This is a genomic window from Sphingomonas hankookensis (genome assembly GCF_028551275.1).
In the GTDB taxonomy this organism is placed as follows: domain Bacteria; phylum Pseudomonadota; class Alphaproteobacteria; order Sphingomonadales; family Sphingomonadaceae; genus Sphingomonas; species Sphingomonas hankookensis_A.
Genome location: NZ_CP117025.1, coordinates 96,586 through 121,400 on the forward strand (window position 1 = coordinate 96,586; position 24,815 = coordinate 121,400).

Consider the following 24,815-nt stretch of genomic DNA (forward strand, 5'->3'; position numbering starts at 1 on the left):
TGAGGCCCGCCATGAAGAAGCTCTCGGTTCTGCTGCTCCTGCCGCTCGCGGCGTGCATCCGCTTCGGGGCGGAACCGCCGCCCGCACTGCTGACGCTGACCCCGGCCGCGCCGGTCGCCGCCGGGCAGACGCAGAACTCGGCCGCTGCGCGCTCGATCACCGTGCAGGTGCCGGTCGTCCCGCAGGAATTGGCGGTGACCCGCGTGCCGGTCCAGTCCAGCCCGACGACCATCGCCTATGTGAAGGAAGCGCAATGGGTCGAACCGCCCGCGCGCCTGTTCGCGCGGCTGCTGTCGGACACGCTGACCTCGCGCGCGAACATGGTCGTGCTCAGCCCGCGGCAGGGCTTCACCGATCCCGGCGCGCAGCTGTCGGGCGAACTGCGACAATTCGGCATCGACGCAACCCGCAACGAAGCGGTCGTCGTCTATGACGCGACGCTCCAGCGCGTGAACGCGACGACCTTCGAAAAGCGCCGCTTCGAAGCGCGCGTGCCGGTAACCGTGATCGACGCGAACAACGCCGGCCCTGCGATCAATCAGGCCGCGAACACCGTCGCCACCGCCGTCGCCGACTGGGTTCGTCGCTGATCTGATGCCCCTGCATAACTGGCTGCTGTTCGTGGCCGCCGTGATCGTGCTGTGCGGCACGCCCGGCCCGAACATGCTCCATGTCCTCTCCCGCAGCGTGGCGCTGGGCTGGCGCGGCAGCTTGCCGGCGATGGCCGGGTGCCTGACGGCTCTGGTCGGGGTGCTGGCGGCATCCGCGGCGGGGCTGACCGCGCTGCTGACCGCCGTACCCGGCCTGTTCGACGTGCTGCGCTATGCGGGGGCAGCCTATCTCGCATGGCTCGGTTTTCGCGCGCTGACCACACGCGCCGCATCGGCCGATGCGCCGTTGCCGGCGCTGCCGCCCGCGCGACTGTTCCGCGGCGGCTTTCTGGTCGGGATCAGCAATCCCAAGCTGCTGCTGTTCGCCACCGCCTTCCTGCCGCAGTTCGTCGACCAAGCCCGGCCACAGGCACCGCAGTTCGCGATCCTCGTCGCGACCTTCGCGCTGGTCGAATGCCTGTGGTACGCCGCCTATGCGCTGGGCGGCCGATCGATCGCCCGCCACCTGACCCGCCCGCGCGTCCGCCGCTGGTTCGACCGCGCGACTGGCGGCATCTTCCTCGGCTTCAGCGCCGCGCTGCTCGCCTCGCGCGTCTGATTTCTACCGGACCGGCGCCTTGCGGACCGGCGGCATCGCATTGCACACATCGGCCCCGCCCGCCGGCACCGTGAAGAACGGCGGCTCGCGATTCTCCCGCCCGCGCAGCCATGCGGCGAACCGCGCATTGTCGGCCGCGCGAAACTGATAATGCGGGCGCTGCGCAGCCGGCATGTCGCTGGCCAGCCGCACCGACAGGATCGGGGTCGGCACCTGATCCGGCGCATAGAAGCCCATATTGCCGGTCCCGCGCGGCAACGAGGACAGAAACTCCATCCCCTCGATCACCCGCCCAACCAACGCGATATTGCGGTCGAGATGCCGCGGCGCGTGGCCGATCACGGTGTACAGCTCCGCCCCGCTACCGGTGCTGGGCGCCATGTCCCGCCCGACCCCGACCATCGCATAGCAATGCGTCAGCCACGCCGCCTTGCCATCGCTCGCCACCGGCCAGCCATCCGCGCTATGCCCGCTCTTCGCCGCATAGGGGTCCGGCCGCGTCATCCGCGTCACCGCATCATAGCGGCTGCCGACATATTCGGCGGGCGGATTGGCGACGACACCGGCGGGCAGCGGCTTCTTCTCGGTCACGTCGCCCCATTGCGTGACGTAATTGTCCTGCACGCGGTACACCGACGTCCCGTCCCACCAATGCGCCCGCGCCAGCTTGCGCAGATTGTCGACATGGACCGGCGCGTAGCGCGGCGCCAGCCGGATCACGACCCGTCGGTTGCCGGCAAGCGTCATTACCATCAGTTCGTCATCGGGAATCGCCCGCCAGTCGGCCTCGACCGGATCGGCCGGCGCAGGCGGCGCCGCGGCAGATGCAGTGGACTGGAGCAGGGCGGCGATCAGCGAGACGATGTGCATGCGCCATGCTGGCACGCATATCGTCTGTCCTGCAACTGCCGCTTGCCAGAAATCGCGCCGCGCCCTAGGGAACCCACCTTCCGGCAATGCGGAGCGGTGGCCGAGTGGTCGAAGGCGCTCGCCTGGAAAGTGAGTATACGGCAAAACCGTATCGAGGGTTCGAATCCCTCCCGCTCCGCCATTCGACAAGGTCTTAGGCCGAACCCGCTAGGGCAACCGCAGGCAGCGACATGCCGGTCAGCCAGTCGCATCCGACGGACGCCCCCGCCCGTCAGATGCGACCGCTCGATCAAACCCGCAGCGGACCGTTGGCGACGGGCGGGTCGAATTGTGGGACGCCGTCGGCATCGTAGCGGACCGGTTGGACCCGCGTATGGCGGTTGGGATCGAATAGCGGGTCGCCGGTGATCTTTTCATAGTCGCGCGCGTGGAACACGATCATGTCGCGGCCGCGTTCGTCGACGGTGAAGCTGTTGTGGCCGGGACCGAAAATCCTGCGGGCCGGATCGGTCTTCATCACCGGTACCGGCGATTTGGTCCACGCCGTCGGGTCCATGATATCGGCATCGTCGCGCGCAGTCAGCATCCCCAGACAATAGCGCGCATCGGTGGCGCTGGCCGAATAGGTCATGAACAGCCGCCCGTTACGCGCCAGCAGCGCCGGCGCCTCGGCAACCTTGTAGCCCCGGATTTCCCATGGAAGCGTCGGCACGGTCAGCCGCGCAGGCTTCGCGGCCAGCGTCAGCGGCGTCGCCAGCGGTGCGAGGTACAGGTTCGAATTGGTGTCGATTCCCGGCTCGCGCTGCGCCCACGCCAGATAGCGGGTGCCGCGATGGACGAAGCTGGTCGAATCAAGGTTGAAGCTGTCCCATGGCGTCTGGAGCTGGCCCAGCACGGTCCAGTTGCCCATCATCGGATCGGGGCCATCGCACACCACGGCATAGGTGCGGATGCGGAACACATCCTCGCCGCCGCCGCTGGGGCCGGCGGCGAAATACATGATCCACTTGCCGTCGATCCAGTGCAGCTCGGGCGCCCACAGGAAGCCGGACATCGGCCCCTTCGCCTCATGCCGCCACAGCACCTTTTCCGACGCGTTGGTCAGGCCGCCGATGGTCCGCGCGCGCCGCAACACCAGCCGGTCATATTCCGGTACCGACCCGGTCAGGTAATACCAGCCATCGGTGTGGCGAAAAACCTGCGCATCGGCGCGGTTCTTGACCAGCGGGTTGACGATGCCGTTCGGGCGGCGGCGCTGCGCGAAGGCAGGCAGCGTTGCGGCGGCGGCAGTAACGGCCGCCCCGCTCAGGAACAGGCGGCGCGATAGCGGATCGGTCACGGGCATCTTCTCCTTCATTGCGCGGTCGGCCAGCCATCGCGGCCCCATTCGAGGGTCGCGACACGCAGGGTCGGCGCACCGTCATTGTCCTTGTCGTAGGCGTGATGGACGAGGCGGTCGACGCCATCGGTCCCACGATAATGGCCGGCGTGTCCCGGCCCGCGGAACCGTCTCTGTTCCTGCAGGTCGGCGCGCAGCAGGATCGTGCCGCCACCGGCCAGCATCGAGCTGCCGTCCTTGCCCAGATAGGGGCCGGTGATCGACTTCGATCGGCCGATCACGGTGTAATAGGTGCTGTTCACGCCTTTGCAGCAATAGTCGTAGCTGGCGATCAGCCAGTAATAGCCGCCACGGGCAAAGATATAGGGCGCCTCGATGATCGACGGTGCGCCGGCCGGCACCGGGCGGCTGGCGAGCGTCAAAGGTCTGGCGCGCGGGTTCAGTGGCTTGCCGGTGGCGCGGTCCAGCTCGACCAGCTTCAACCCGCTCCAGAAGCTGCCGAAGGACAGCCAGTGCCGCCCCTGGCCATCGGCGATGAACGCCGGGTCGATCGCATTGTAGTCGTCGGTGGGCATCGACTGCAGCACCACCCCCTCGTCCCGCCAGCCATAGCCGGGCGCGGCGGGGTCGAGCGTCATATTGGTGGCAAGCCCGATCGCCGAGCGGTTCGACCCGAAGGTCGAAACCGAATAATAGAGCCGGTAGCGCCCGTTCACGAAGGATATGTCGGGCGCCCACATGTTCTTCGCCCCCGGTATCGCCAGCACCGCCCAGTCGGGCAGCGTGGCGAAGGGCGGCGTGCCGGCGCGCCAGTGGACGAGGTCGGGCGAGGTGCGCGCCGCGATCAGCCCCTGCCCGTCCTTGCCGATCCCGGTCGAAAAGACGTGCCAGGTGCCGCCCTGCCGGATCAGGACCGGATCATGGACCGGGCGGATGTCACCGTCAGGCGCCGGGGCCTGGGCCATCGAGCCACCGGCCAGCAGCAGCGCGGCGAGCGGCGCGACGAACCGGGCCATGTTACTGCGCCACCGGCCAGCCATCGGCATCCCAGACCAGCTTCTGGATCTGCAGCGTCGGCGCGCCGTTCCGTTCGCGGTCATAGGCGTGATAGACGATGTGATCACCGGTTGATTCCTGCAACACGGCGACATGGCCGCGCCCGACATAGCGGGCATTGGTCCCCTGCCCCGATGCCAGCACCAGCGTGCCGCCGCCGTCGAGCATCGATTTGCCGCTCTTGTCGAGATACGGACCGGTTGGCGTCTTCGACCGGCCGACGACGGTGTTGTAGGTGCTGTCCGCGCCCTTGCAGCAGCTGTCGAACGACGCGAACAGATAATAATAGTCGCCGTGCCGCACCACGAACGGCGCCTCGATCGCGCCGGGCGACGGACGGCTGGCCAGTGCGTAGACCGTCTGGTCGCTGGCGAGGCGCAGGCCGGTAGCGGGATCGAGCCGCACCATCTTGATGCCACTCCAGAAGCTGCCGAAGGCCATCCATTCGCGGCCATCGGCATCGGTGAACACCGCCGGATCGATCGCGTTGAAATTGTCGGACGTGCTCGACTGGATGACCGGGCCCTTGTCGGTCCAGCCTGTCGAGGGGGTGTTGGTGTTCAACGCATTGGTGGTGGTCAGGCCGATCGCCGAGCGGTTGCTGCCGAAGGTCGAGACCGAATAATAGAGGCGGAACTCGCCACCGCGCTTGACGATATCGGGCGCCCAGATGCCGCTGGTGCCCGGCACCGCCGTCGTCGCCCAGGCGGGCAACGCCGTGTAGGCCGGCCCGCGCCACGTCCACCCCTTCAGGTCGGTCGAGGTGCGCGTCGCCAGCAGCCCTTCGCGATCGCTGACCGAACCGGTCGCGAACAGGTAATAGGTGTTGCCGTCCTTGATGATCGCAGGGTCGTGTACAGGCATGGTATCGCCGGTCAGCGCCAGCCCGACCGGCGTCGGGCTGGCCGTGGGAGTCGGTGTAGGCGTGGGCGTCGGGGCCGGCGCGGCGGGCGCCTTGATATTGCCGCTGGCATCGCTGCCGGAAATACCGTTGCAGCCGGCGAGAAGGACGAGGGCGGCGAGCGGAAGGGTGGACCGGATCATGGGTGGGTCACTCCGTCAGAATAGAATGGGATCGCGAAGGGCGGCGGGGCGCTGGCCCCGCCCGCCCGGTCAGTCGAACGCGTAGCGCAGGCCGACCGCGAAGGTCCGCGACAACAGCGTGGTGCCGAGATTGAACTGGTTCTGGTTCCCGGCATCCTCGAACTTGTAATAGTTCTGCTGCGTCTGGCTGGTCAGGTTGACCGCATCCAGCGTCAGGCCCAGCCGCTTGGTGACGTCATAGGTCAGCTGGAAATCGAGGCTGCTTTCGGGCCGCCGCCATACGCCGATCGGGTTGGCGAACAGCCGCGCCTCGTTATTGCCGAGGAACGCCTTGCGCCAGACATAGGACAGGCGGGCGCCCAGACCGCCCTTATCATAGGCGAGCGTTGCATTGTACGACAGGTCGGACACGCCGAAGAATGCCGATTCGGTTTCGGCGACGATGTTGCCGTTCTGGTCCGAGATGGGGATGTTCTGCTTGGAATCGAGCAGCGTCATGCTGCCCTGGAAGCCGAAGCCGTCCAGCACCCAGGGCAGATAGGTCGGGAAATAGGTCAGGCCCAGCTCGATGCCCTTCAGCACGCCGTTCGATGCGTTTTCGGGACGGGTCACGGCAAAGCGGTTGGTGTTCAGCCCGGTGCCGGGGATGACCAGCAGCGAGGTGACCGGCACGACCAGCCCATCGATCTCGCGACGGAAGGCGGTGGCGTAGAGCGCACTGTTGCGTTCGAAATACCATTCGGCCGACAAGTCGTAGTTGCGCGCGGTGGTCGGGCGCAGGTTCGGATTGCCGGCGCTGCCGCTGCCGCGCCCGACATTGGTCAGGTCGCCGACCAGGTTGGGATTGGGGTTGAGATCGCCGAACGCCGGACGGCGCAGCGTCTCACCATAATTGAAGCGGATGCGGAAATCGTCGGTGATCTCGTAGCGCAGCGTGGCGCTCGGCAGGAAACGGCTGGTGCCGTTCGACGCGCTGGTCACCCGGCCGTTATAGCGGTCGGTAAAGACGAAATTGGTGTCGACATCGGTGTAGCGCACGCCCGCCTGGACGAAGAACGGTCGTCCGAACAGGTCGAACTGCCCGTCCGCCATCGCATAGGCGGTCATCGTGATCTCGTTGATGTCGAACACATCGGTCAGGCTGAGCGCGTTCGACAGCTTGAACCCCGGTGCGACGCTGCCCTTGTAGAGCTGGCGGATCGCATCGACATTTTCGTAGATATAGGTGCCGTTGGGGACCAGCCACGACGTCGGCACGCTGGCGCGCCCGTCGAAAAAGTCCTTGTTGAGCAATTGCAGGCCCGGATCGAGCGTCGACAACCGCCGACCGAGCCCGGGCGCGTCCTGCGCCCGCACCGAATCCATCGCATTGCGATCGTCGATGCGGATGCCGGCCTTCACGCGGCGCAGGAAGCCTTCGTCCCAGCGGTTCTCACCATCCAGATGCAGGGTAAGGGCGTCACCCTTCGACCGGTTGGCGTTGTCGTAGAATTCGCCGACATTCCACTGGGTCGGGTCGGTCAGCAGCGCGTTGTTGTCGAAATTATAGGCGGGAATGCCGTTGCGGGTGTTGAAGTCGACATCGATCCGCTTGGCCACGCGATCGATCCGCATCGCCAGGAACTGCGTGTCGAACTGGCTGTTCTGGTACGACAAGTCGGCGGTGATCCGCGCATTGTCACCGACCTTCCAGTCGCCGTTCAGCGCATAGACGAAGCTGTTGGTCTTCGACCGGGTATAGTCGCCGCTGTTGAAGCCATAGACGTCGCCGACCGAGCGCGCCTTGATGATGTTGGTGTCGGGATACAGCTCGATCGTCGATTTGGGGTTGGCGCCAAGCGACCCCCACCAGTCGACGAAGCTGAAGAACAGGCTGTTCTGCGTCGTCGCGCTGAACTGGTTCCAGAAGACTTCGGCGGTGTAGGTCGAGCTGTTGTTCGGCGACCATTGCACCGCGGCGTTGACCGCCGGACGCTCGCGCGTGCCGGCGACGTCGGGGCTGAACACCGCGTCGCGCGACAGATAATAGGGCACCTGCCGCCCACCGAGCAGGAAGGTCGATCCGGCGGCATAGGGCAGGCCGCGCTCGGTCCCGGGCACCCAGGCGCCGCTTTCGGGGAAGACCCGCTGCAACGGGGTGAAGCCCGGCGGCGGGTTTTCGGTCACAAACGGCACCATCGCGCCCGACGTCACGCTCATGTCGCGGAACTTCGTGCGCGCATAGCTGCCGCTGACCAGCACGCCGATGTCGCCGATCCCGGTTTCCCAGCGGTTGCTGATCAGGCCCGATACGTTCGGGTTAAAGCTGTCGGCCTGTTCGTTGTAGATGCCGCGCGCGACGCCCGAGATGGCGAAGCCGTTGAAATCGAACGGACGCCGGGTGAACACGTCGATCTGTCCGGCAATGCCGGTTTCGATCTGGTCGGCGGCGCGCGTCTTGTACACGTCGATCCGCTTGACGAGGTTCGCCGGAATATCGGCCAGCGCAAAGGCCTGACCCGATGCGGTAAAGATGTTGCGCCCGTTCATGGTGGTCAGCGCGTCGGGCAGGCCGCGGATCGAGATCGCCGCCGCTTCGCCGCCGGTGCGGTTCGTGACCTGCACGCCGCTGATCCGCTGCAACGCTTCGATCGCATTGTTGTCGGGCAATTTGCCGACATCCTCGGCCACGATCGAGTCGACGACCTGCGTCGCGTTGCGCTTGACGTTCAGCGCGCCGACGATCGAGGCGCGGACCCCGGTGACGACGATTTCATCCTCGGCTTCGGACGTGACCGACGCGACATCCGGCGACGACTGGACTTCCGATGTGTCCTGTGCCGATGCCGGTGATGGCAGAAATGCCAAGGCCGAAACCGACGCCAGAATCGTAGCTATGCCGCGCATATATCCCCCCCAAACGATTTTCTGTTTTTATAATACTCTGACAAATATCAGCTGATTGCGTGTTGGCAATCGAAAAAAAGCGGCACAGCTTCGGATCATCGCGCCGTTATCGCTAACAACAACTGGACGCGATTACCGAAGAGAGGCCGGACTGTTCGGCGGATTCGTTTGTCTGACTATCGGATGCCGATGGTCGATATGCTCGATGGTGCATGACCGGCATAGTGGCAGCGGCGGCGGCGAAGCGGTACGAAGGCGTCATGCCGATCGTCGCCTTGCTCGCCGCTGCCACGGCGCAACCCGTTGCCGAAGTGCGCGTCGCGTTCGACCGACAGGGCGAAACGGCGGTCGTCACGCGTGGACTGGCCGATATCGCCGCGAACCGTCCGGTCACCGCCGATGATCCGGTCCGCGTCGCGTCCATTTCCAAGCTGGTAACGGCGATCGCGGTGTTGCGACTGGTCGATGCCAAGCGGCTCGATCTCGATGCGGACGTATCCGATCTGCTCGGCTGGCGGCTGCGGCATCCGCGTTTTCCCGACGTGCCGATCACGCTGCGGATGCTGCTGTCGCACCGGGCGGGGATCGTCGACGGGGTCGATTATGTCCTGCCGCTCGATGCCGAACTGGCCCCGGTGCTAGCGGATCCGAAAGCATGGGACGCCGCCCATGCGCCGGGTACGTGGTTCGCCTATGCCAATCTGAACTTCCCGATCGTCGCGAGCGTGATCGAACGCGCGACCGGCGAACGGTTCGACCGGGCGATGCAGCGGCTGGTGTTCGCGCCGCTGGGTATCGAGGCCTGCTATAACTGGGCGAGTTGCGCGCCGGGCGTGTCGGCGCGGGCGGTGGTGCAGTATCGCGCGGGCAAGCCGACCAAGGACGACCATCATGGCCGCCCGCCCGCCTGCCCGGTCGAGCCGGCGCGCGACGGTTCGTGCGACCTGTCGCGGTGGCGTGCGGGGGTGAACGGGGCGATGTTCTCGCCGCAAGGGGGGCTGCGCATCTCGGCGCGGGGGCTGGCGGCGATCGGGCGGATGCTGTTGCGCCGGGGCCAGGGGGACCGCGGGCGATTGTTGTCCCCACGCGCCTTTGCCCTGCTGACCACGCCGCAATGGACCTGGGACGGGACCAACGGCGACACCGGCAGCGATGCGACGACGGGAGCGAAACAGGCGGGGTTCATGTGCCGCTATGGGTTGGCGGTGACGTTCCTTGCGACGCCGGTGCGGGGGTGCCGTGACGACCCGTTCGGCGACGGGCGGATGCGGATCGGTCATGCCGGTGACGCCTATGGCCTGCGCTCGGGGCTGTGGGTCGATCTGCGGCGCGGGACCGGCGTCGCCTATTTCGCGACCGATGTGCCGGTGGCGGCGGCGACGGGGTCGGCGTTTACGCCGACCGAGGAGCGGTTGGCACGGGGAAGGTGATTTTGCCTCCCCTGCTCCCTTCGCGCCCCACCCCCGACCCCCGACCCCGTTTGCTTCGAGCGCAGGTTCGAGCCTGTCGAGAACCGTAGTCGAGAAGGGGTTGCCCCAACACAGGGTTCTCGACGGACGCTTCTCGACAAGCTCGAAACTGCTCGAACCGAACGGGGGTAACAAAACCGAGCGGACGTGGCCCCTCAATGCTTCTTCGGCAGGACGTGCAGTACGCCGGCGATGACCCCGCCGATCAGGACGCCGAACACCGCCGCGCCGGCCGCGTTGACGATCCATTCCAGCACCCCGCCCAGCCCCGGCACCGCCTCGGCCACATGATGCGCGGTGTCGTGGACGAGGTGCGGCAACGTGGCGAAGCCGAACTCCTCCAGCCCGTGCAGGATGATCTGCCCGCCGACCCACAGCATCGCCGCCGTGCCGATCAGCGCCAGCGCCTTGAGCACCACCGGCATCGCCTTCACCAGCCCGCGCCCGACACTCTGCGCCAGCGCGCTCGACCGGCGGGCCAGCGCCAGCCCGATATCGTCCATCTTCACGATCAGCGCGACGACGCCGTACACGCCGATGGTGATCGCGATGCCGACCACCGCCAGCGCGATGCCCTGCATCCAGATCGACAGCGCGGGCAGTTCGTTGAGCGCGATGATCATGATTTCCGCCGACAGGATCATGTCGGTGCGGATCGCGCCGCTGACCTGCGTACGCTCCAGCTCGGCCGGGTCGGTCGGGGTCGCCGCTTCCTCGGCATGATGACCGCCGAACAGCGGGGCGAGGACCTTTTCCGCCCCCTCGAAGCACAGGAACGCGCCGCCCGCCATCAGGATCGGGGTGATCGCCCAGGGCGCGAAGAATTTGAGGATCAGCGCGGCGGGCAGCAGGATCAGCAGCTTGTTGCGCAGCGACCCCAGCGCGATCTTGCCGATGATCGGCAGTTCGCGCGCAGGCGACAGGCCGACGACATAGCGCGGGGTGACCGCAGCATCGTCGATCACCACGCCCGCCGCCTTGGCCCCGGCGCGTCCGGCCGCCGCGCTCACATCGTCGAGCGATGCCGCCGCCAGCTTCGCGATCGCCGCGATATCGTCGAGCAGCGCAACCAATCCACCAGCCATCGCCTGTCCCCTAGTTCCTCGGCCCGACCGGTAGCGGCAGCCGTGCGGCAACGCCATGGACAGTGGGCCACAAATTTTTTGGTTAACGGGTCGAATGGCTCGACGACGTCCGCCAAGCATGACAAATTTGATGCGCGATCGTATCAAACCATTGCTGGCGCGCCGCTTTATGGAAAGTGCCGTCATCGACACACGCATAACATCGAGGCCAGTATCGGCGTCTTGCGGGTCCGCGGTTAACATCCCTTCGGGAATAGTTAAAATCCCGGCAAGGTCTTCTTAAAGCCGGGTCTCTACGTGGTGTCGTATACGAGTAGGCCTAATTCCGTAATTTGCGGACTTCGGCTCTCGCATAAGGTCGGGAGAGAAGTATGCGGTCGACAATCAAGGCGAAGCTGGGAGTGACGTTCGCCATCATCGTGACGATGCTGATTGCCATCGTCGCGATCGGCGTCAGTCAGATGTCGCACATGAATACGGATATCGTCGACGTCATCGACGGCCCGGCCAAGCGACAGGCCCGGTCGCTGCGCGTACAGGTTGAGGTGAACGAAATCATTCGCCTCGAAAAGAACATGGCCCTGTCGAAGGATCCGGCACAGGTCCGCGAGTTCGATCAGGAATCGCTATCCAAGATCGCGGCGACCAGCGACCTGATCCGACAGGCGGTGGAAAACGCGTCGGCGACCGCGAAGCCGCGCTGGACCGAAGTCTCGGTGGCATGGGAAAAAGTCAAACAGATCAATCAGAACGTCCGCACCCTTGCTCTTGCAGGCAAGGGCGACGATGCAGGGCTCCTGTCGCTTTCTCAATCCCGCGACGCCGTCAAGAATATGTACGGCTCGCTCGACGAAATCGTTTCGATCAACGATGGCTTGATGACCGAGGCAAAGACCAAGACCGCCGCCAGCTATGAAGATGCGCGGACGATGCTGGTCGGTGTCGCCATTGCTGCAATCCTGATCGCGGTCGGCAGCGCGGTGTGGGTCAGCCTGATCGTGTCGCGTGGCCTGAAGCAGTTGGGCAGCGCGCTGACCCAGGTCGCCGGTGGTGATCTGACCCAGACGATCACGGTGCGGAGCAACGACGAGATCAAGGATTTGGTCGACACGACCAATTCGATGATCGAGCGGCTGCGCAGCGTGGTCGGCAACAGTTCGCTGGCGGCGGACAGTGTCGCGGGGGGCAGCCAGCAGCTCTCCGCCTCGTCGGAACAGGTCAGCCAGGGCGCGACCGAACAGGCTGCCGCTGCCGAGGAAGCATCCGCTTCGATGGAAGAGATGGCCGCCAACATTAAGCAGAACGCCGACAATGCCGCCCAGACCGAGAAGATCGCGCGCCAGTCGTCGAAGGACGCCGAGGCGAGCGGCGTCGCGGTCGACCGTGCGGTCGGTGCGATGCGGGTCATCGCCGAGAAGATCGGCATCGTGCAGGAAATCGCCCGCCAGACCGACCTGCTGGCGCTGAACGCGGCGGTCGAGGCGGCGCGCGCCGGCGAACATGGTCGCGGCTTCGCGGTCGTCGCATCGGAAGTCCGCAAGCTGGCCGAACGCAGCCAGACCGCCGCTGCCGAAATCAGCGCGGTGTCGGGCGACACGGTGCAGGCCGCGGCACAGGCAGGCGAGATGCTGACCAAGCTGGTCCCCGACATCCGCCGGACCGCCGAACTGGTCGCCGAGATCAGCGCCGCATGCCGTGAACAGGATATCGGCGCGTCACAGATCAACCAGGCGCTGCAACAGCTCGACACCGTCACGCAGCAGAACGCGTCGGCATCCGAACAGATCACCTCGACCTCCGAGGAACTGGCGGGTCAGGCAGAGGAGCTACAGCAGAGCATTTCCTTCTTCCGCGTCGACGACGGCAGCGGCAAGGCGGCGAAGCGCCCGGCGGCACGCAAGCCGGTGGCCGCCAAGCCCAAGGCGGCCGCCCGAGCCAAGCCCAACTCGGTCGCCGACCAGCAGGCCCGCGCGCGCGGCTTCGCGCTCGACCTGACCCAGGGCGGCCCGGATAGCGACGACGTGACCTTCGAACACGCCGCCTGACCGGACGGCACCGCCCGAACCGACGATCCGCCGCGTCTTTCACCAAAGCCGGCGGATCGCCCTCCCCTTCGCGACGGCGCGTCACGCCAACGGCGAAGGGACCACGCATCAAACGCCCGCAAACAATATCTCAATTTTTGAGATTTAGTCTGGCGGACAACACCCGGGGAATAATGGGTGACCGGAAACCAGACATGTTAGGGAATTCGATGAAACGCGTTACGATAAAGACCAAGCTATCCGCGACATTCGGAGTCGTATTGTTGATGATGCTGGCGATCATCATCCTCAGCGTCTCGCGAATGTCGGCGATGAACAGCGGCCTGGTCGACGTGATCGAAGGCCCGGCGACGCGACAGGTTCGCAATCTCAATATCAAGGTGGCGTTGCTCGATATCGTGCGGTTCGAAAAGAACATGGCACTGACCGATGACGACGCCCAGAATCGCGAATTCGCAAACAGCGCGGCCACCCGGGTTACCGAACTCGATTCGCTGCTGAGCGATGCGATGGCCAATTCGACCGAACGGTCGAAGGCCGATTGGGCGACGGTCGCGAACAACTGGAACGAATATAAGGCGATCAACGCCCGGATCCGCCAACTGGGCCTGGAAAACAGGAATGCCGAGGCCGCGCGCCTGAGCCTGACCGATGCACGCGACCGGGTGGTGACGATCGCCAAGACGCTGGACGTCCTGATCGGACGCAGCACGTCGCGCATGGAAGAGGCCAAGGCCGAGGCCGCCGCAGCCTATAGCCAGGCCCGCCTGATCCTGATCGTTGCCGGGCTGCTCGCCTGCGCAATCGCCATCGCCGGCGCGCTGTGGATCAGCCGGATCGTTGCGCAGGGGCTGAAGCGGGTCAGCGTCGCGCTGGACGCGGTCGCGGTCGGCGACCTCGACAAGGAGGTCGTCGTCACCAGCAATGACGAGATCAAGGACCTGGTCGACACCGTCAACCGCATGACCGCGTCGCTGCGCAAGTCGGCAGAACTGGCCGATACGATCGCGCTGGGCGACCTGTCGGTCGACCACAAGCCGCTGTCGAACGAGGACCGGCTGGGCCATGCGATGGTCAAGATGGTCGACGGCCTGCGCCAGTCGGCGGCACTGGCCGACACCATCGCGCTGGGCGACCTGTCGGTCGATGCGAAGCCGCTGTCGGACAAGGACCAGCTGGGCCATGCGGTGGTGTCGATGCTCGCCGGTCTGCGCAAGTCGGCCGCGCTGGCCGATACCATCGCCGCGGGCGACCTGACCGTCGATCACCAGCCGCTGTCGGACAAGGACCAGCTGGGCAACGCGCTGGTGTCGATGACCAAGCGGCTGCGCAATGTCGTGGGCGACGCGACCGCCGCTGCCGACAATGTCGCGGGCGGCAGCCAGCAGCTCTCCGCCTCGTCGGAACAGGTCAGCCAGGGCGCGACCGAACAGGCCGCCTCTGCCGAGGAAGCCTCCGCTTCGATGGAAGAGATGGCGGCGAACATCAAACAGAATGCCGACAATGCCGCCCAGACCGAAAAGATCGCGCGCCAGTCGTCGAAGGACGCCGAAACGAGCGGCATCGCGGTCGATCGCGCGGTAGGTGCGATGCGGACCATCGTCGAAAAGATCGGCATCGTGCAGGAAATCGCGCGTCAAACCGATCTGCTGGCGCTGAACGCAGCGGTGGAGGCGGCGCGTGCCGGCGAACATGGCCGCGGCTTCGCGGTCGTCGCATCCGAAGTCCGCAAGCTCGCCGAACGCAGCCAGGCGGCAGCCGCCGAGATCAGTTCGGTGTCGAGCGATACGGTGCAGGCGGCGGCGCAGGCCGGCGACATGCTGACCAAGCTGGTCCCCGACATTCGCCGGACCGCCGAGCTGGTCGCCGAGATCAGCGCCGCATGCCGCGAACAGGATATCGGCGCATCGCAGATCAACCAGGCGCTGCAACAACTCGACACGGTGACGCAGCAGAACGCGTCGGCAGCCGAACAGATCACCTCGACCTCCGAGGAACTGGCGGGTCAGGCCGAGGAGCTGCAGTCGAGCATCGCCTTCTTCCGGGTCAAGGCCGAACGCCACGAAGCGACGCGGCGCCCGGTGCGCAAGCCGGCCAAGGCGGCGGCGCCCAAGACGAGGATCAACACCGTCGCCGACCAGCAGGCCCGCGCGCGCGGCTTTGCGCTCGACCTGACGCAGGGCGGGCCGGACGACGACGACGACGCTTTCGGACAGGCAGCCTGACCTGACCGGCGCGCCGCCCCCCGCCATGGGGGCGGCCGTCGCGATCGCAGGCATCGACAGGGGGACGTTGCATGGGACGGAACTGGTTGGGGAATGCGGCGATCGGGACGGCGATGGCGATGGCGATGCTGGTCACGCCGGCACGGGCGCAGGACGAAGCGGCCGGGCCGCTGGCCATCGACCTGGTGTACAAAGGCGATGTGGTCGGGGTGGCGGCGGGCGATGCGCGCGGGGCACGCTATCTCGACAATCTCGACCTGCTCGCCTCGCTCGACCTCGACCGCGCGGTCGGCTGGCGGGGCGGCACCGCCTTTGCCAGCCTGCTCAACAATCTGGGCGGGCGGCCCAACGACATCGCCGGCACGTTGCAGGGCGTGAACAATATCGAGGTCGCCGGGGCCGACCTGCTGCTGTACCAGGCATGGATCCAGCAGAGTTTCGCCGATGACCGGCTGTCGGTGCTGGTCGGCAGATACGACCTGAACAGCGAATTCTACGCCAACGACGCCGCGTCGCACCTGATCGCGCCGGCATTCGGCATCGGGTCCGAACTGGCGGCGACCGGTCCCAACGGCCCGTCGATCTTTCCGCGCACCGACCTTGCCATCCGGCTGCGCGCCGGGGACGAGCGGAACTATGTCCAGGCGGTCGCGATCCGTGCGCCGCGCGGCACCACCGACGATGGCGGCCGGCGTTCGACGCTGTTCGTGGCGGAGGCCGGGTGGCAGGGGCGGCTGTCGTTCACGCTGGGCGGCTGGGCCTATAGCCGGCGCCAGCCGCGCATCATCCCGCCGGGCGTCACCACCGGCCCGGGCGAGGCGGCGTCGCACGGCGTCTATGCCTCGGTCGAGACCGATCTGGCCGGACAGGCCGACCAGCCAGGGCATTGGCGCGCCTTTGCCCGCGCCGGATGGTCCGATGGGCGGACGACTCCCTTTGCCGGCGGGTTCCAGCTCGGCGTGACCGGGCGGGGCATCGTTCCCGACCGGCCCGGCAGCCAGCTGTCGATCGGCGTGGCGAGCGCCGACCTCAGCACCCCCTATCGCCAGGCCAATCCGCCGGGCGAACCGGCGCTGGCCGGATCGGAAGGGATGGTCGAGCTGACCTATAGCGACGCGGTGCTGCCGTTCCTGACGCTGCAGCCCGACGTGCAATATGTCCGCCGGCCGGGTGGTTTGCAGGATGCGGACGATGCGGTGGTGCTGGGGCTGCGCGCGATCGTGGCTTGGAAGGCGCTGTAGGGCGGGTCAGCACGTGGAGCGCGCCGCGACGCTCCACAACGCGTCGCTCCGGGCTTGACCCGGCCTCCCGCGTTTTACCGCGCAGAAGAAGAAGCGGGACCCCGGATCAAGTCCGGGGTGACGAAGCTATGCCGCCGCCAGCGTCGGCTGCGTCCCCAATCCCGCATCGACCAGATTGCCGACGAACTGGTCGGTGCAATGCGACCAGCAATAGGCGGTGCCGGCACGGGCGCAGGCGTCGCGGTCGGCGGTCAGCGCCTGGGTAACGGCCGCCGCCAGATCGTCGTCGACCGCGCCGATCCGTGCGGAGCCGCCGCCCCGGCCGTCCGTCCCGATGATGTCGAGCGGCCCGGGTACCGGATAGCCCGCGACCGGGGTGCCGCAGGCCAGCGCCTCGATCATCACCAGCCCGAACGTGTCGGTGCGGCTGGGGAAGACCAGCACGTCGGCGGCGCGATAGGCAGCGGCGAGTGCCGCACCCTGCTTCAACCCGACGAACCGGGCGAGCGGATAGCGGCGCTCCAGCTCGGCGCGCGCCGGGCCGTCGCCGACCAGCAGCTTGGTGCCGGGCACGTCGAGCGACAGGAACGCTTCGATATTCTTTTCGACCGCGATCCGCCCGACATGGAGCAGGATCGGGCGCGGCAGGGTGGCGACGTCGAGTTGGCCGCCATCGGGCTTGAACAGCGACAGGTCGACGCCGCGCGACCAGCGCTTCGTATGGGCGATGCCGTGGTCGCGCAGCGACGCGGCGACGCGGGCGGTGGCGGTCATCACCCCGCTGGCCGCCGCATGGAAGCGGCGCAGGAACGGCCAGAACAGCCCGGCGGGCAGGTGCGTGCGCATCGCCAGATAGTCGGCGAAATTGGTGTGGAACGAGGTGGTGAAGCGGAGCCCATGCCGCCGGCACCAGCGCCGTGCCGCCCAGCCGAGCGGTCCTTCGGTCGCGATATGGATCGCGTCGGGCCGGAACGCCGCGATCCGCCGCCCCAGCTCCGGCCCGCAGCCAAAGGCGAGCCGGATTTCGGGATAGCCGGGGCACGGCCGGGTGGCGAAGCCGTCGGGGGTATAGGTCTCGACGATATGCCCGCGCTGTTGCAGGCGGCCGATCGTGGTCTGGAGCGTGCGGACGACGCCGTTGACCTGCGGACTCCACGCGTCGCTGACGATGGCGATCCTCACGCGGTGGCGACCACCCGGCCGGGGACGGGCGCCTTGCCCGACGACTTCGCCAGTTCCTTTTCCCAGGTCTCGGCCCGCCAGTCGATCAGCGACATGGCGCCCGCATGATCCTCGACCAGCGCGGTGCAGCTCTCCACCCAGTCGCCGTCGTTATAGTACATGATATCGCCGATCCGGCGGATCTCGGCGGTGTGGATATGGCCGCAGACCACGCCGTCGACGCCGTGTTCGGCGGCGGCATGGGCGACGGTTTCCTCGAACCGGCCGATGAAGTTGACCGCGTTCTTCACGCGATGCTTGGCATAGGCCGACAGCGACCAATAGGGCAGGCCGAGCTTGCGCCGGGCGAAGTTCCACACGCTGTTGGCCTTCAGCAGCGCGGTGTAGGCATGGTCGCCGAGGAAGGCGAGCCATTTGGCATAGAGCACCACGCCGTCGAACTTGTCGCCGTGCAGCACCAGCAGGCGGCGGCCGTCGGCGGTTTCGTGGATATCCTCCTCGACCATCTCGACCCCGCCGAATTCGAGGCCGGTATAGTCGCGGAATGCCTCGTCATGGTTGCCGGGGATGTAGATGACGCGCGTGCCGCGGCGGGCGAACTTCAGGATCGATCGGATGACGTCGTTATGGCTCGACGGCCAGTACCAGCCGCGACGGATCTGCCAGCCATCGACGATGTCGCCGACCAGGTACAGCGTCTCGCATTCGAACGAATGGAGGAAGTCGACCAGCTGGGTCGCGCTGCATCCGGGCGTACCCAGATGGACGTCGGAGATGAAGACGGTGCGGTAGGACTTTTTGGGGCCTTCCGCCTGATAGCTTTGCGGGTCGTTGATCCAGTCGGGGATCTTGCGCGCCAGCGACTTTACCGGCGGTTGCGTATTCTTTCGATCGGTCCGGGATACAAATGCCGTCGTCATCGTACTTCCCCCACGCCAGTGGACCGGACTTGCGTCCTTGCGATGCCGGCGCAGTAACGTCCCCGCGCGACAATAGTATTGCGCGGGTGTGACGGCCGTTCTCATCAAACTGAAACCTTGCTGACATGCCCGCGCCATTGGGCTGTCATCGAATCCCGTCATCGTAATTGGCCAGACAAGCCGCACGGCGCTGGACAAGGAAATGCACGGATTGGCTCAGGAACTGAACCGCGTCGGCGTGGCGAGCGCCTATGATCGCTGGGCGCCCATCTATGACCTGGTGTTCGGCCCCGTCTTCAAGCGGGGTCGCCGTGCGGCGATCGACGCGGCGGAGACGGTCGGCGGCCGCATCCTCGAGGTGGGGGTCGGCACCGGCATCTCGCTGCCGCATTACCGCGCCGAGAGCCGGATCACCGGCATCGATATCGCCGACCAGATGCTCGACAAGGCGCGCGACCGGGTGCGCCGGCTGAAGCTCAACCATGTCGAGCGGATCGCGATCGGCGATGCCGAGGCGCTGGATTTCGACGACGCGTCGTTCGACGTCGTCGTCGCGCAGTACGTGGTGTCGGCGGTGCCGCATCCCGACCGTGCCCTGAGCGAGTTCCTGCGCGTGGTGCGGCCCGGCGGCATGATCGTGATCGCGACCCGGCTGGGCGCGGAAGCGGGGATGCGCGCCAGGATCGAGCGCGCGCTGATGCCGATCACCAGTCGGCTGGGCTGGCGTACCGATTTCCCCTGGTCGATCTATGGCGACTGGGCGGCCCGCAACCCGCAGGCCGAGCTGGTCGAGCGCCGGCCCCTGCCCCCGCTCGGCCATTTCTCGCTGGTGTGCTTCCGGCGCGCGGCCGCTGCCGGACAGGACAACCACCCGACGCCCGCGCTCGGCGCGACCGCCTGAAAACCCTTATCTTCAAAGGCTTTATCGATGCCCGGATTCAAGGAAGCGTTGCAGGAACAGCGGTGGGACGATCATCGCTATTACCATCACAGCATCATCAACCAGGCGCTGCACTTCGTCAGCGCGACGACGTTCCTGATCGCCTATGTCGTGGTGTGGATCGACCCGGCGGTGGCCAGCCTGCTCGGCTGGCTGGTGGCGATGACCGCGCGGCAATCGGGGCATTTCTTCTTCGAGCCCAAGACCTACGACCATGTGAACCAGGCGACGCACGAGCATAAGGAAGAGATCAAGGTCGGGTATAACCTGTTCCGCAAGGTCGTCTTCATGGGGCTGTGGGCGGCGACGCCGATCCCGCTGCTGCTCGACCCGACCTTTTTCGGGGTGTTCGAACCGCATGTCGGGTTCGTCGGGTTCCTGCGGCATCTGGCGCTGTTGTGGCTGGCGTTCGCGGTGGGCGGGCTGCTGTTCCGGGTGGTGCAGCTGTTCATCCAGCGCGACGTGATGACCGGGCTGGTGTGGGCGACCAAGATCGTGACCGATCCGTTCAACGACTTCATCCTGTACCGGAAAGCGCCGGTGCAACTGTTGAAGGGCGCGCGGATCGATACGGATCTGCAGGAGGCTGCACGGCACTAAGCGCCGGGCAAGGCGCAGCGAACGCTGCGCCGCGCCGCATTAGGCGCCCGGCCGGCGGCGCCAAAAGCGCCGTCCGACGACGACACGGGCTTTGCCCGTGGCGGCCCACTGAAAACAAACGCTTTTCCGGAATAAGTTCACTAAGTTCACACTCGTGACCGGTTTCGCGCATTTGCGAACCGGTCGCATTTCGTTGGGCTGGTCGATCAACCGGGAGAAAGAGCGGCGGCGAGCGTGACAGGGCGCCTCGGTGTAGGAAAGTGCTTTCCAGTACGACCACGCCGGAACGACCATGCTCGTTGCGCTCCTGCAACATTATCCGCGCCCGCCACCTGTTAACGCGCTGGCGCGACCCCATATCGGAAGTGGCCCCGCCATACTGGCTGGACCCGCTACCGGCGCCGGCCAGTCGACCCTTTCCACGTGACCCGGCGGTCCGTTTGCTCGAATGATGACTGGACCGACATGCAGGACGATTGGCGACGGGGCACCCCGACCGCGGTGACGACTTCGCGGGCGATGAACGTGAGCATCGCACGAACCGATGTCGAGTCACTGTGCCGCAAGCATGGCGCATCGATCAGCGCGATCGAGACGCTGCATTCGGGCGGCACGCATGTCGTGCTGAAGAATGGCGACGCCGCCGACACGATGCGCAAGGCGTTCGGCAAGAAGCTGATCGCCGGCACGGTCGTGCGGACGCCGTGGGTCCGCAACGGCTGACCCGGCGAGCGATCCCCCGATGACCCGCGACACCCCCGCCCTCACCCGCGCAGTCGAACTGGCCGCATCGGGGGACTTTTTTTCGGTGAACCAGATCCGGCAGGCGCTGCGTCGCGAGGGCTATGCCACGCTAGCGCAGGACCTGTCAGGCCATCAGGCGAACCGGGCGATCATCGAGGCATTGCACGCGGCGTCCGACGCCCGGCGAGGGTAGGCTGCCGTCTCGATCGCGGTGCCGCCGACTCCGATCCGGCCGTCCCGTGCCTACGCGGGAGGCGGAGCGGGAATACGCCTTAGCCCCGCCCCAGCCGCCGCGCCAAGGTTTCCTTCAGCACCTGTCGCCGCAGCATCTTGTTGGTCGTGCCCGGCGCGGTCCACCACCAGCCGTCCTGCTGCATCGCCTGTGCCGCCTTCACGAAGCGCGCGACGACCTCGGCGAACGCCGCGTCGTCATAGTTCAGGCTGAAGATCAGGCGGCCGGTGCCGACCCAGCTCAGGGCCAGCCCCTCGGCTCGGGCATAATATTGCAGCAGCCAGTTGTAGCGCGAGGGGACGGTGTAGAGGATCGTCCATACCGTCTGCATGCCGGCGGCGCGGACGGGGAGGTCGGCCTCCGCCATCGCTTCGTTGAACCGGGCAAGGCGTGCGTCCCAGCGGGCGTCGACGTCCTCGTACATCGCCTGCACTTGCGGAGAGTCGAGGCGTTCGAGGAACACGTCCATCGCGCCCATGACATAGGGGTGGGCGTTGAAGGTGCCGCGCGCGAAGCAGATGTCGGCGGGCGCTTCGGGGCGGAAGCGCTTCATCAGCTCGGCGCGGCCGCAGACGACGCCGATGGGCAGGCCACCGCCCAGCGTCTTGCCATAGGTCACCATGTCGGGCCGGACGCCGAACGCCTCGGCCATGCCGCACTTTGCGAGGCGGAAGCCCATGAACACCTCGTCGAAGATCAGGACCACGCCGGCCTGCGTGCAGACGTCGCGCAGCTTCACCAGCCAGTCGCGATAGGCGGCGCGGTCGAGCCGGGCCGAGCGGCTGCTGTCGACCAGCGTGCCGTCGGAGGGCGCGCCCTTGTTCGGGTGCATCGCTTGTAGCGGGTTCACCAGCACGCAGGCGATGTCCTTGCGCGTGGCCAGCACGTGGAGCGTGCGGTCGGACATTTCGGACAGGGTCAGCGTGTTGTCGGCAGGCGTCGGGTTGCCGATGCCGGGCTGCACATCGCCCCACCAGCCATGATAGGCCCCGGCGAAACGGACCACGCGACGGCGGCCGGTGTGATAGCGCGCGAGGCGCACCGCCTGCATTACCGCTTCGGTGCCGGACATGTGGAACGAGACCTCGTCCATGCCGCTGATCGCACGCAACCGGTCGACATTGGCGGCGATGACCGGGTGATAGGTGCCCAGCACCGGCCCGAGATCGGCGACGCGGGCGGCCCCTTGCGCAATGCAGTCCTTGTAGAAATCATGGCCGAACAGGTTGACCCCGTACGAGCCGGCAAGGTCGTAGAAGACATTGCCGTCGAGGTCGGTGACGGTCACGCCCGACGACGACTGGTAGAAGGCACCGGTCGCTAGGGTGTCGCGGACTTTCGCGCTGAACTGGAACGGCACGCGGTAGCGGCCGGTGAATTGCAGGTCGGAGAGCCCCTCGCGCAATGCCTTCGTCGCAGCGACCGTCTTGGCGAAGCGGGTCGCGTAGAGCGCGGAAAGGCGTTCGAAGCCGGCGCGGCGCTTCGCAGCGATGTCGGCCGGTGCGTCGTCGGCGGCGAAGAAGCGGGCGTCGTCATAGTCGTAGAAGGCGATCTGGCGCGCGATGCGCTGGCCCCAGCGGACATGGCCGGTGAGCGAGCCATGCTTGGCGCGGCTGAGCCGCAGACGGGCGCGGCCCTTGGTGGCGGCGAGACCGGCGACGCCGGCGGCGAAGGTAGCTGCGAGAGCTGGGGCGAGAGCCATCATGGCTGACGCAAATATGACCCGATAAGGAAATATTGATGACGGCCATGGACCGCACCGCTCCCTCGCCGCTCGCCCGTGCCATCGCGAAGCTGACCGATATCGAATCGCTGAACTATGCCGCGACCAACTGGCTGCCGCGCCGGACGCTGACCCGCGCGATGGGGTGGTTCAGCAAGGTCGAGCAGCCGCTGGTGGCGAAGGCGTCGATCGCGGTGTGGCGGACCTTTTGCGATGTCGACCTGTCCGATGCGGCGGAGACAAGCTGGCGCTCGATGCATGCCTGCTTCATCCGGCGGCTGCGGCCGGGGGCGCGGACCTTCGCGGCGCAGGCGCATCAGGTGGCGTCGCCGTCAGACGGGATCATCGTCGCCAGCGGGCCGATCACCGGCGACAGCATCGTGCAGGCCAAGGGCAAGCGCTATTCGATCGCCGAACTGACCGGGGGCGAGGGGGAGGCGTATCTGGGCGGGAGTTTCGTGACGCTGCGGCTGACCGCCGGCATGTATCACCGGTTTCATGCGCCCCAGGACGGGCGGGTCGAGCGGGTGCGGTACTTTCCCGGCGATTGTTTCAACGTGAACCCGCCGGCGCTGAAGCGGGTCGACGGGCTGTATTGCCGCAACGAACGGGCGACCGTGCGCATGCGGCTGGACGACGGGACGTCGATCCTGCTGGTGCCGGTGGCGGCGATCCTGGTCGCGGCGATCCGGCTGACGTTCCTCGACACGGTGAAGCTGTTGCGCGAGCGGGCCGAGCCGGTCGCCAATGTCGATGTGCCGGTCGTGCAGGGGCAGGAAATGGGGTGGTTCGAACATGGGTCGACCATCGTGCTGCTGACGCCCGCGCCGTTCGTACTGGCGGACGGGGTGCAGACCGGCGACCGGGTGCGCGCGGGGGAAGTGTTGTTCGAGCGAGCGGTGGTCGAGGCGATTTAGGGTCTCCCTCGTCACTCCCGCGAAGGCGGGAGTCCATAACCGCCACCGTTGCGGATCGAGCCGAACCGTCAGCGTCTATGGATTCCCGCCTTCGCGGGAATGACGACAGGGTTGCGCTCAACCCCTGCCCCGCGCCACTCTGTCGGTGATGGAGGGGGACGGGATGAGCGGCATCGTCGATGCGCATCTGCATGTGTGGCGGATCGATGCGCCGTTCCATGGCTGGCCGGCGCCGAGTGATGGCGTGCTGTATCGCAGCTACAACCTGGCCGATGTACGCGCGGCGATGGGCGATGCGCCGGTCGATCGGGTGGTGCTGGTCCAGGCACAGACCGATGATCGCGAGACCGACTGGCTGCTGGAGCTGGCGGAGGGCGATCCGTGGGTGGCGGGGGTGGTCGGCTGGGTCGCGCTGGACAGCCCCGACGCGCCGGCGCGGATCGCGGCGCTGGCGGCACGGCGCAAGCTCGTCGGGCTGCGGCCGATGCTGCAGGCGATCGGCGATACCGACTGGCTGTTGCGGGGCGATGTCGCGCGCGGGGTCGCGGCGATGGTCGAGCATGGGCTGAGGCTGGATGCGCTGGTGCAGCCGCGGCATTTGGGCATGCTGGCGACGTTCGCGGATCGCTGGCCGGGCCTGCCGATCGTGATCGACCATGCCGCCAAGCCGGCGCCGCCGGGGGATGCGGACTGGCGCAAGGGGATGGCGGCGCTGGCGGAGCGGCCTTCGGTATGGTGCAAGCTGTCGGGGTTGCGCACCGAACAGGCGACGGGGGCCGATCCGCTGGCGCTGGCGCCGATGGTCGCGCGGCTGGTGGATTGGTTCGGGGAGCGGTTGCTGTGGGGCAGCGACTGGCCGGTGCTGTCGGCGGCGGGGGATGGGTATGGCGACTGGCTGGCGACGACGCAGGGCTTGACGGCGGGGTTGTCGGACGATGCGCGGGCGCGGTTGATGGGGGGCGCGGCGCGGGAGTTTTACGGGGTTTAGCTTCCGTCGAACCGTATCCCCGCGCAGGCGGGGATCCAGAGTTTCCCATCGCGAACGGCGGCGTTCCTGGCTCTGGACCCCCGCCTGCGCGGGGGTACGA

20 protein-coding genes, 1 tRNA gene and 1 pseudogene are annotated in these 24,815 nt (G+C 66.9%); 13 read left to right on the top strand and 9 right to left on the bottom strand.

The genetic code is table 11. The features are described from left to right. The first annotated feature begins 11 nt into the window (after positions 1 to 11). Positions 12 to 590 carry an ABC-type transport auxiliary lipoprotein family protein gene (locus tag PPZ50_RS00480; protein ID WP_232308011.1) on the top strand — a complete coding sequence of 193 codons (579 nt, stop codon included), beginning with the start codon at positions 12 to 14 and terminating at the stop codon, positions 588 to 590. 4 nt (positions 591 to 594) lie between these two features. Then, on the top strand, positions 595 to 1,209 hold the full coding sequence (locus PPZ50_RS00485; RefSeq protein ID WP_066691731.1) for a LysE family translocator: 615 nt from the start codon (positions 595 to 597) through the stop codon (positions 1,207 to 1,209). 3 nt (positions 1,210 to 1,212) lie between these two features. Here the strand turns inward: PPZ50_RS00485 and PPZ50_RS00490 are convergent, their stop codons facing one another. After that, on the bottom strand, positions 1,213 to 2,079 hold the full coding sequence (locus tag PPZ50_RS00490; RefSeq protein ID WP_066691733.1) for a peptidylprolyl isomerase: 867 nt from the start codon (positions 2,077 to 2,079) through the stop codon (positions 1,213 to 1,215). 90 nt (positions 2,080 to 2,169) lie between these two features. Between PPZ50_RS00490 and PPZ50_RS00495 the strand changes: the two genes are divergently transcribed. Continuing rightward, a tRNA-Ser gene (locus tag PPZ50_RS00495) sits at positions 2,170 to 2,260 on the top strand. A 117-nt stretch (positions 2,261 to 2,377) separates the two neighbouring features. Here the strand turns inward: PPZ50_RS00495 and PPZ50_RS00500 are convergent. From PPZ50_RS00500 to PPZ50_RS00515, 4 genes and pseudogenes are all read right to left on the bottom strand, one after another. After that, positions 2,378 to 3,418: pseudogene (locus PPZ50_RS00500) on the bottom strand (glycoside hydrolase family 43 protein); the annotation flags it as partial. Between the two features lie 14 nt (positions 3,419 to 3,432). Continuing rightward, on the bottom strand, positions 3,433 to 4,434 hold the full coding sequence (locus PPZ50_RS00505) for an arabinan endo-1,5-alpha-L-arabinosidase (protein ID WP_066691735.1): 1,002 nt from the start codon (positions 4,432 to 4,434) through the stop codon (positions 3,433 to 3,435). Position 4,435: 1 nt separating this feature from the next. Then, entirely contained in the window at positions 4,436 to 5,518 is a 1,083-nt protein-coding gene (locus tag PPZ50_RS00510; protein ID WP_126013464.1) for an arabinan endo-1,5-alpha-L-arabinosidase, read from the bottom strand. Between the two features lie 69 nt (positions 5,519 to 5,587). After that, the gene (locus tag PPZ50_RS00515) at positions 5,588 to 8,404 is read right to left on the bottom strand and encodes a TonB-dependent receptor (protein ID WP_066691739.1); all 2,817 of its coding nucleotides are present in this window, start codon (positions 8,402 to 8,404) and stop codon (positions 5,588 to 5,590) included. A 212-nt stretch (positions 8,405 to 8,616) separates the two neighbouring features. Here PPZ50_RS00515 and PPZ50_RS00520 point away from each other — a divergent pair, with 212 nt between their 5' ends. After that, positions 8,617 to 9,834 carry a serine hydrolase domain-containing protein gene (locus PPZ50_RS00520; protein WP_232308012.1) on the top strand — a complete coding sequence of 406 codons (1,218 nt, stop codon included), beginning with the start codon at positions 8,617 to 8,619 and terminating at the stop codon, positions 9,832 to 9,834. 194 nt (positions 9,835 to 10,028) lie between these two features. Here the strand turns inward: PPZ50_RS00520 and PPZ50_RS00525 are convergent, their stop codons facing one another. Continuing rightward, entirely contained in the window at positions 10,029 to 10,958 is a 930-nt protein-coding gene (locus PPZ50_RS00525) for a DUF808 domain-containing protein (protein WP_066691741.1), read from the bottom strand. A gap of 371 nt (positions 10,959 to 11,329) precedes the next feature. On the opposite strand from PPZ50_RS00525, the gene PPZ50_RS00530 reads away from it, so the two are divergent. The 3 genes from PPZ50_RS00530 (at position 11,330) to PPZ50_RS00540 (ending at position 16,469) form a co-directional block, all read left to right on the top strand. Then, positions 11,330 to 13,003: a methyl-accepting chemotaxis protein gene (locus tag PPZ50_RS00530; protein WP_066691751.1), complete on the top strand. Its 1,674-nt coding sequence runs from the start codon at positions 11,330 to 11,332 to the stop codon at positions 13,001 to 13,003. A 209-nt stretch (positions 13,004 to 13,212) separates the two neighbouring features. Next, a complete protein-coding gene (locus PPZ50_RS00535; protein WP_066691754.1) occupies positions 13,213 to 15,228 on the top strand; it encodes a HAMP domain-containing methyl-accepting chemotaxis protein in 2,016 nt (671 codons plus the stop codon). A gap of 71 nt (positions 15,229 to 15,299) precedes the next feature. Next, positions 15,300 to 16,469: a carbohydrate porin gene (locus tag PPZ50_RS00540; RefSeq protein ID WP_066691756.1), complete on the top strand. Its 1,170-nt coding sequence runs from the start codon at positions 15,300 to 15,302 to the stop codon at positions 16,467 to 16,469. Between the two features lie 126 nt (positions 16,470 to 16,595). Here PPZ50_RS00540 and PPZ50_RS00545 read toward each other — a convergent pair whose 3' ends face one another. Together PPZ50_RS00545 and PPZ50_RS00550 are read right to left on the bottom strand one after the other, a co-directional pair. Continuing rightward, positions 16,596 to 17,651, bottom strand: coding sequence for a glycosyltransferase family 4 protein (locus tag PPZ50_RS00545; RefSeq protein WP_066691759.1), 1,056 nt, complete (start codon positions 17,649 to 17,651; stop codon positions 16,596 to 16,598). Beyond that, positions 17,648 to 18,571, bottom strand: coding sequence for a UDP-2,3-diacylglucosamine diphosphatase (locus PPZ50_RS00550; protein ID WP_084401666.1), 924 nt, complete (start codon positions 18,569 to 18,571; stop codon positions 17,648 to 17,650). Before PPZ50_RS00550 ends, PPZ50_RS00545 begins: the two co-directional genes overlap by 4 nt. Before the next feature lie 202 nt (positions 18,572 to 18,773). On the opposite strand from PPZ50_RS00550, the gene PPZ50_RS00555 reads away from it, so the two are divergent. From PPZ50_RS00555 to PPZ50_RS00570, 4 genes are all read left to right on the top strand, one after another. After that, a complete protein-coding gene (locus tag PPZ50_RS00555) occupies positions 18,774 to 19,472 on the top strand; it encodes a class I SAM-dependent methyltransferase (RefSeq protein WP_066691762.1) in 699 nt (232 codons plus the stop codon). A gap of 27 nt (positions 19,473 to 19,499) precedes the next feature. Then, entirely contained in the window at positions 19,500 to 20,111 is a 612-nt protein-coding gene (locus tag PPZ50_RS00560) for a hypothetical protein (protein WP_066691765.1), read from the top strand. Positions 20,112 to 20,630: 519 nt separating this feature from the next. After that, positions 20,631 to 20,834: a hypothetical protein gene (locus PPZ50_RS00565; RefSeq protein ID WP_232308014.1), complete on the top strand. Its 204-nt coding sequence runs from the start codon at positions 20,631 to 20,633 to the stop codon at positions 20,832 to 20,834. A 19-nt stretch (positions 20,835 to 20,853) separates the two neighbouring features. Further along, entirely contained in the window at positions 20,854 to 21,048 is a 195-nt protein-coding gene (locus PPZ50_RS00570) for a hypothetical protein (RefSeq protein WP_066691771.1), read from the top strand. 79 nt (positions 21,049 to 21,127) lie between these two features. Here PPZ50_RS00570 and PPZ50_RS00575 read toward each other — a convergent pair whose 3' ends face one another. Continuing rightward, positions 21,128 to 22,792: an aminotransferase class III-fold pyridoxal phosphate-dependent enzyme gene (locus PPZ50_RS00575; RefSeq protein ID WP_066691774.1), complete on the bottom strand. Its 1,665-nt coding sequence runs from the start codon at positions 22,790 to 22,792 to the stop codon at positions 21,128 to 21,130. Positions 22,793 to 22,827: 35 nt separating this feature from the next. On the opposite strand from PPZ50_RS00575, the gene asd reads away from it, so the two are divergent. Both asd and PPZ50_RS00585 read left to right on the top strand, forming a co-directional pair. Then, positions 22,828 to 23,727: an archaetidylserine decarboxylase gene (gene asd / locus PPZ50_RS00580; protein ID WP_232308015.1), complete on the top strand. Its 900-nt coding sequence runs from the start codon at positions 22,828 to 22,830 to the stop codon at positions 23,725 to 23,727. A 163-nt stretch (positions 23,728 to 23,890) separates the two neighbouring features. Beyond that, the gene (locus PPZ50_RS00585) at positions 23,891 to 24,715 is read left to right on the top strand and encodes an amidohydrolase family protein (RefSeq protein WP_066692747.1); all 825 of its coding nucleotides are present in this window, start codon (positions 23,891 to 23,893) and stop codon (positions 24,713 to 24,715) included. Positions 24,716 to 24,815 lie beyond the last annotated feature (100 nt).

What these genes read in the sequence shown, in the direction of transcription:
- PPZ50_RS00480 (WP_232308011.1), top strand. Translation starts at nt 12, where the DNA reads ATGAAGAAGCTCTCGGTTCTGCTGCTCCTGCCGCTCGCGGCGTGCATC.
- PPZ50_RS00560 (WP_066691765.1), top strand. Translation starts at nt 19,500, where the DNA reads ATGCCCGGATTCAAGGAAGCGTTGCAGGAACAGCGGTGGGACGATCAT.
- PPZ50_RS00505 (WP_066691735.1), bottom strand. Translation starts at nt 4,434, where the DNA reads ATGGCCCGGTTCGTCGCGCCGCTCGCCGCGCTGCTGCTGGCCGGTGGC.
- PPZ50_RS00540 (WP_066691756.1), top strand. Translation starts at nt 15,300, where the DNA reads ATGGGACGGAACTGGTTGGGGAATGCGGCGATCGGGACGGCGATGGCG.
- PPZ50_RS00490 (WP_066691733.1), bottom strand. Translation starts at nt 2,079, where the DNA reads ATGCACATCGTCTCGCTGATCGCCGCCCTGCTCCAGTCCACTGCATCT.
- PPZ50_RS00585 (WP_066692747.1), top strand. Translation starts at nt 23,891, where the DNA reads ATGAGCGGCATCGTCGATGCGCATCTGCATGTGTGGCGGATCGATGCG.
- PPZ50_RS00485 (WP_066691731.1), top strand. Translation starts at nt 595, where the DNA reads ATGCCCCTGCATAACTGGCTGCTGTTCGTGGCCGCCGTGATCGTGCTG.
- PPZ50_RS00525 (WP_066691741.1), bottom strand. Translation starts at nt 10,958, where the DNA reads ATGGCTGGTGGATTGGTTGCGCTGCTCGACGATATCGCGGCGATCGCG.
- PPZ50_RS00520 (WP_232308012.1), top strand. Translation starts at nt 8,617, where the DNA reads ATGACCGGCATAGTGGCAGCGGCGGCGGCGAAGCGGTACGAAGGCGTC.
- PPZ50_RS00570 (WP_066691771.1), top strand. Translation starts at nt 20,854, where the DNA reads ATGACCCGCGACACCCCCGCCCTCACCCGCGCAGTCGAACTGGCCGCA.
- PPZ50_RS00565 (WP_232308014.1), top strand. Translation starts at nt 20,631, where the DNA reads ATGAACGTGAGCATCGCACGAACCGATGTCGAGTCACTGTGCCGCAAG.
- PPZ50_RS00555 (WP_066691762.1), top strand. Translation starts at nt 18,774, where the DNA reads ATGCACGGATTGGCTCAGGAACTGAACCGCGTCGGCGTGGCGAGCGCC.
- PPZ50_RS00535 (WP_066691754.1), top strand. Translation starts at nt 13,213, where the DNA reads ATGAAACGCGTTACGATAAAGACCAAGCTATCCGCGACATTCGGAGTC.
- PPZ50_RS00515 (WP_066691739.1), bottom strand. Translation starts at nt 8,404, where the DNA reads ATGCGCGGCATAGCTACGATTCTGGCGTCGGTTTCGGCCTTGGCATTT.
- asd (WP_232308015.1), top strand. Translation starts at nt 22,828, where the DNA reads ATGACGGCCATGGACCGCACCGCTCCCTCGCCGCTCGCCCGTGCCATC.
- PPZ50_RS00530 (WP_066691751.1), top strand. Translation starts at nt 11,330, where the DNA reads ATGCGGTCGACAATCAAGGCGAAGCTGGGAGTGACGTTCGCCATCATC.
- PPZ50_RS00550 (WP_084401666.1), bottom strand. Translation starts at nt 18,571, where the DNA reads ATGACGACGGCATTTGTATCCCGGACCGATCGAAAGAATACGCAACCG.
- PPZ50_RS00510 (WP_126013464.1), bottom strand. Translation starts at nt 5,518, where the DNA reads ATGATCCGGTCCACCCTTCCGCTCGCCGCCCTCGTCCTTCTCGCCGGC.
- PPZ50_RS00575 (WP_066691774.1), bottom strand. Translation starts at nt 22,792, where the DNA reads ATGATGGCTCTCGCCCCAGCTCTCGCAGCTACCTTCGCCGCCGGCGTC.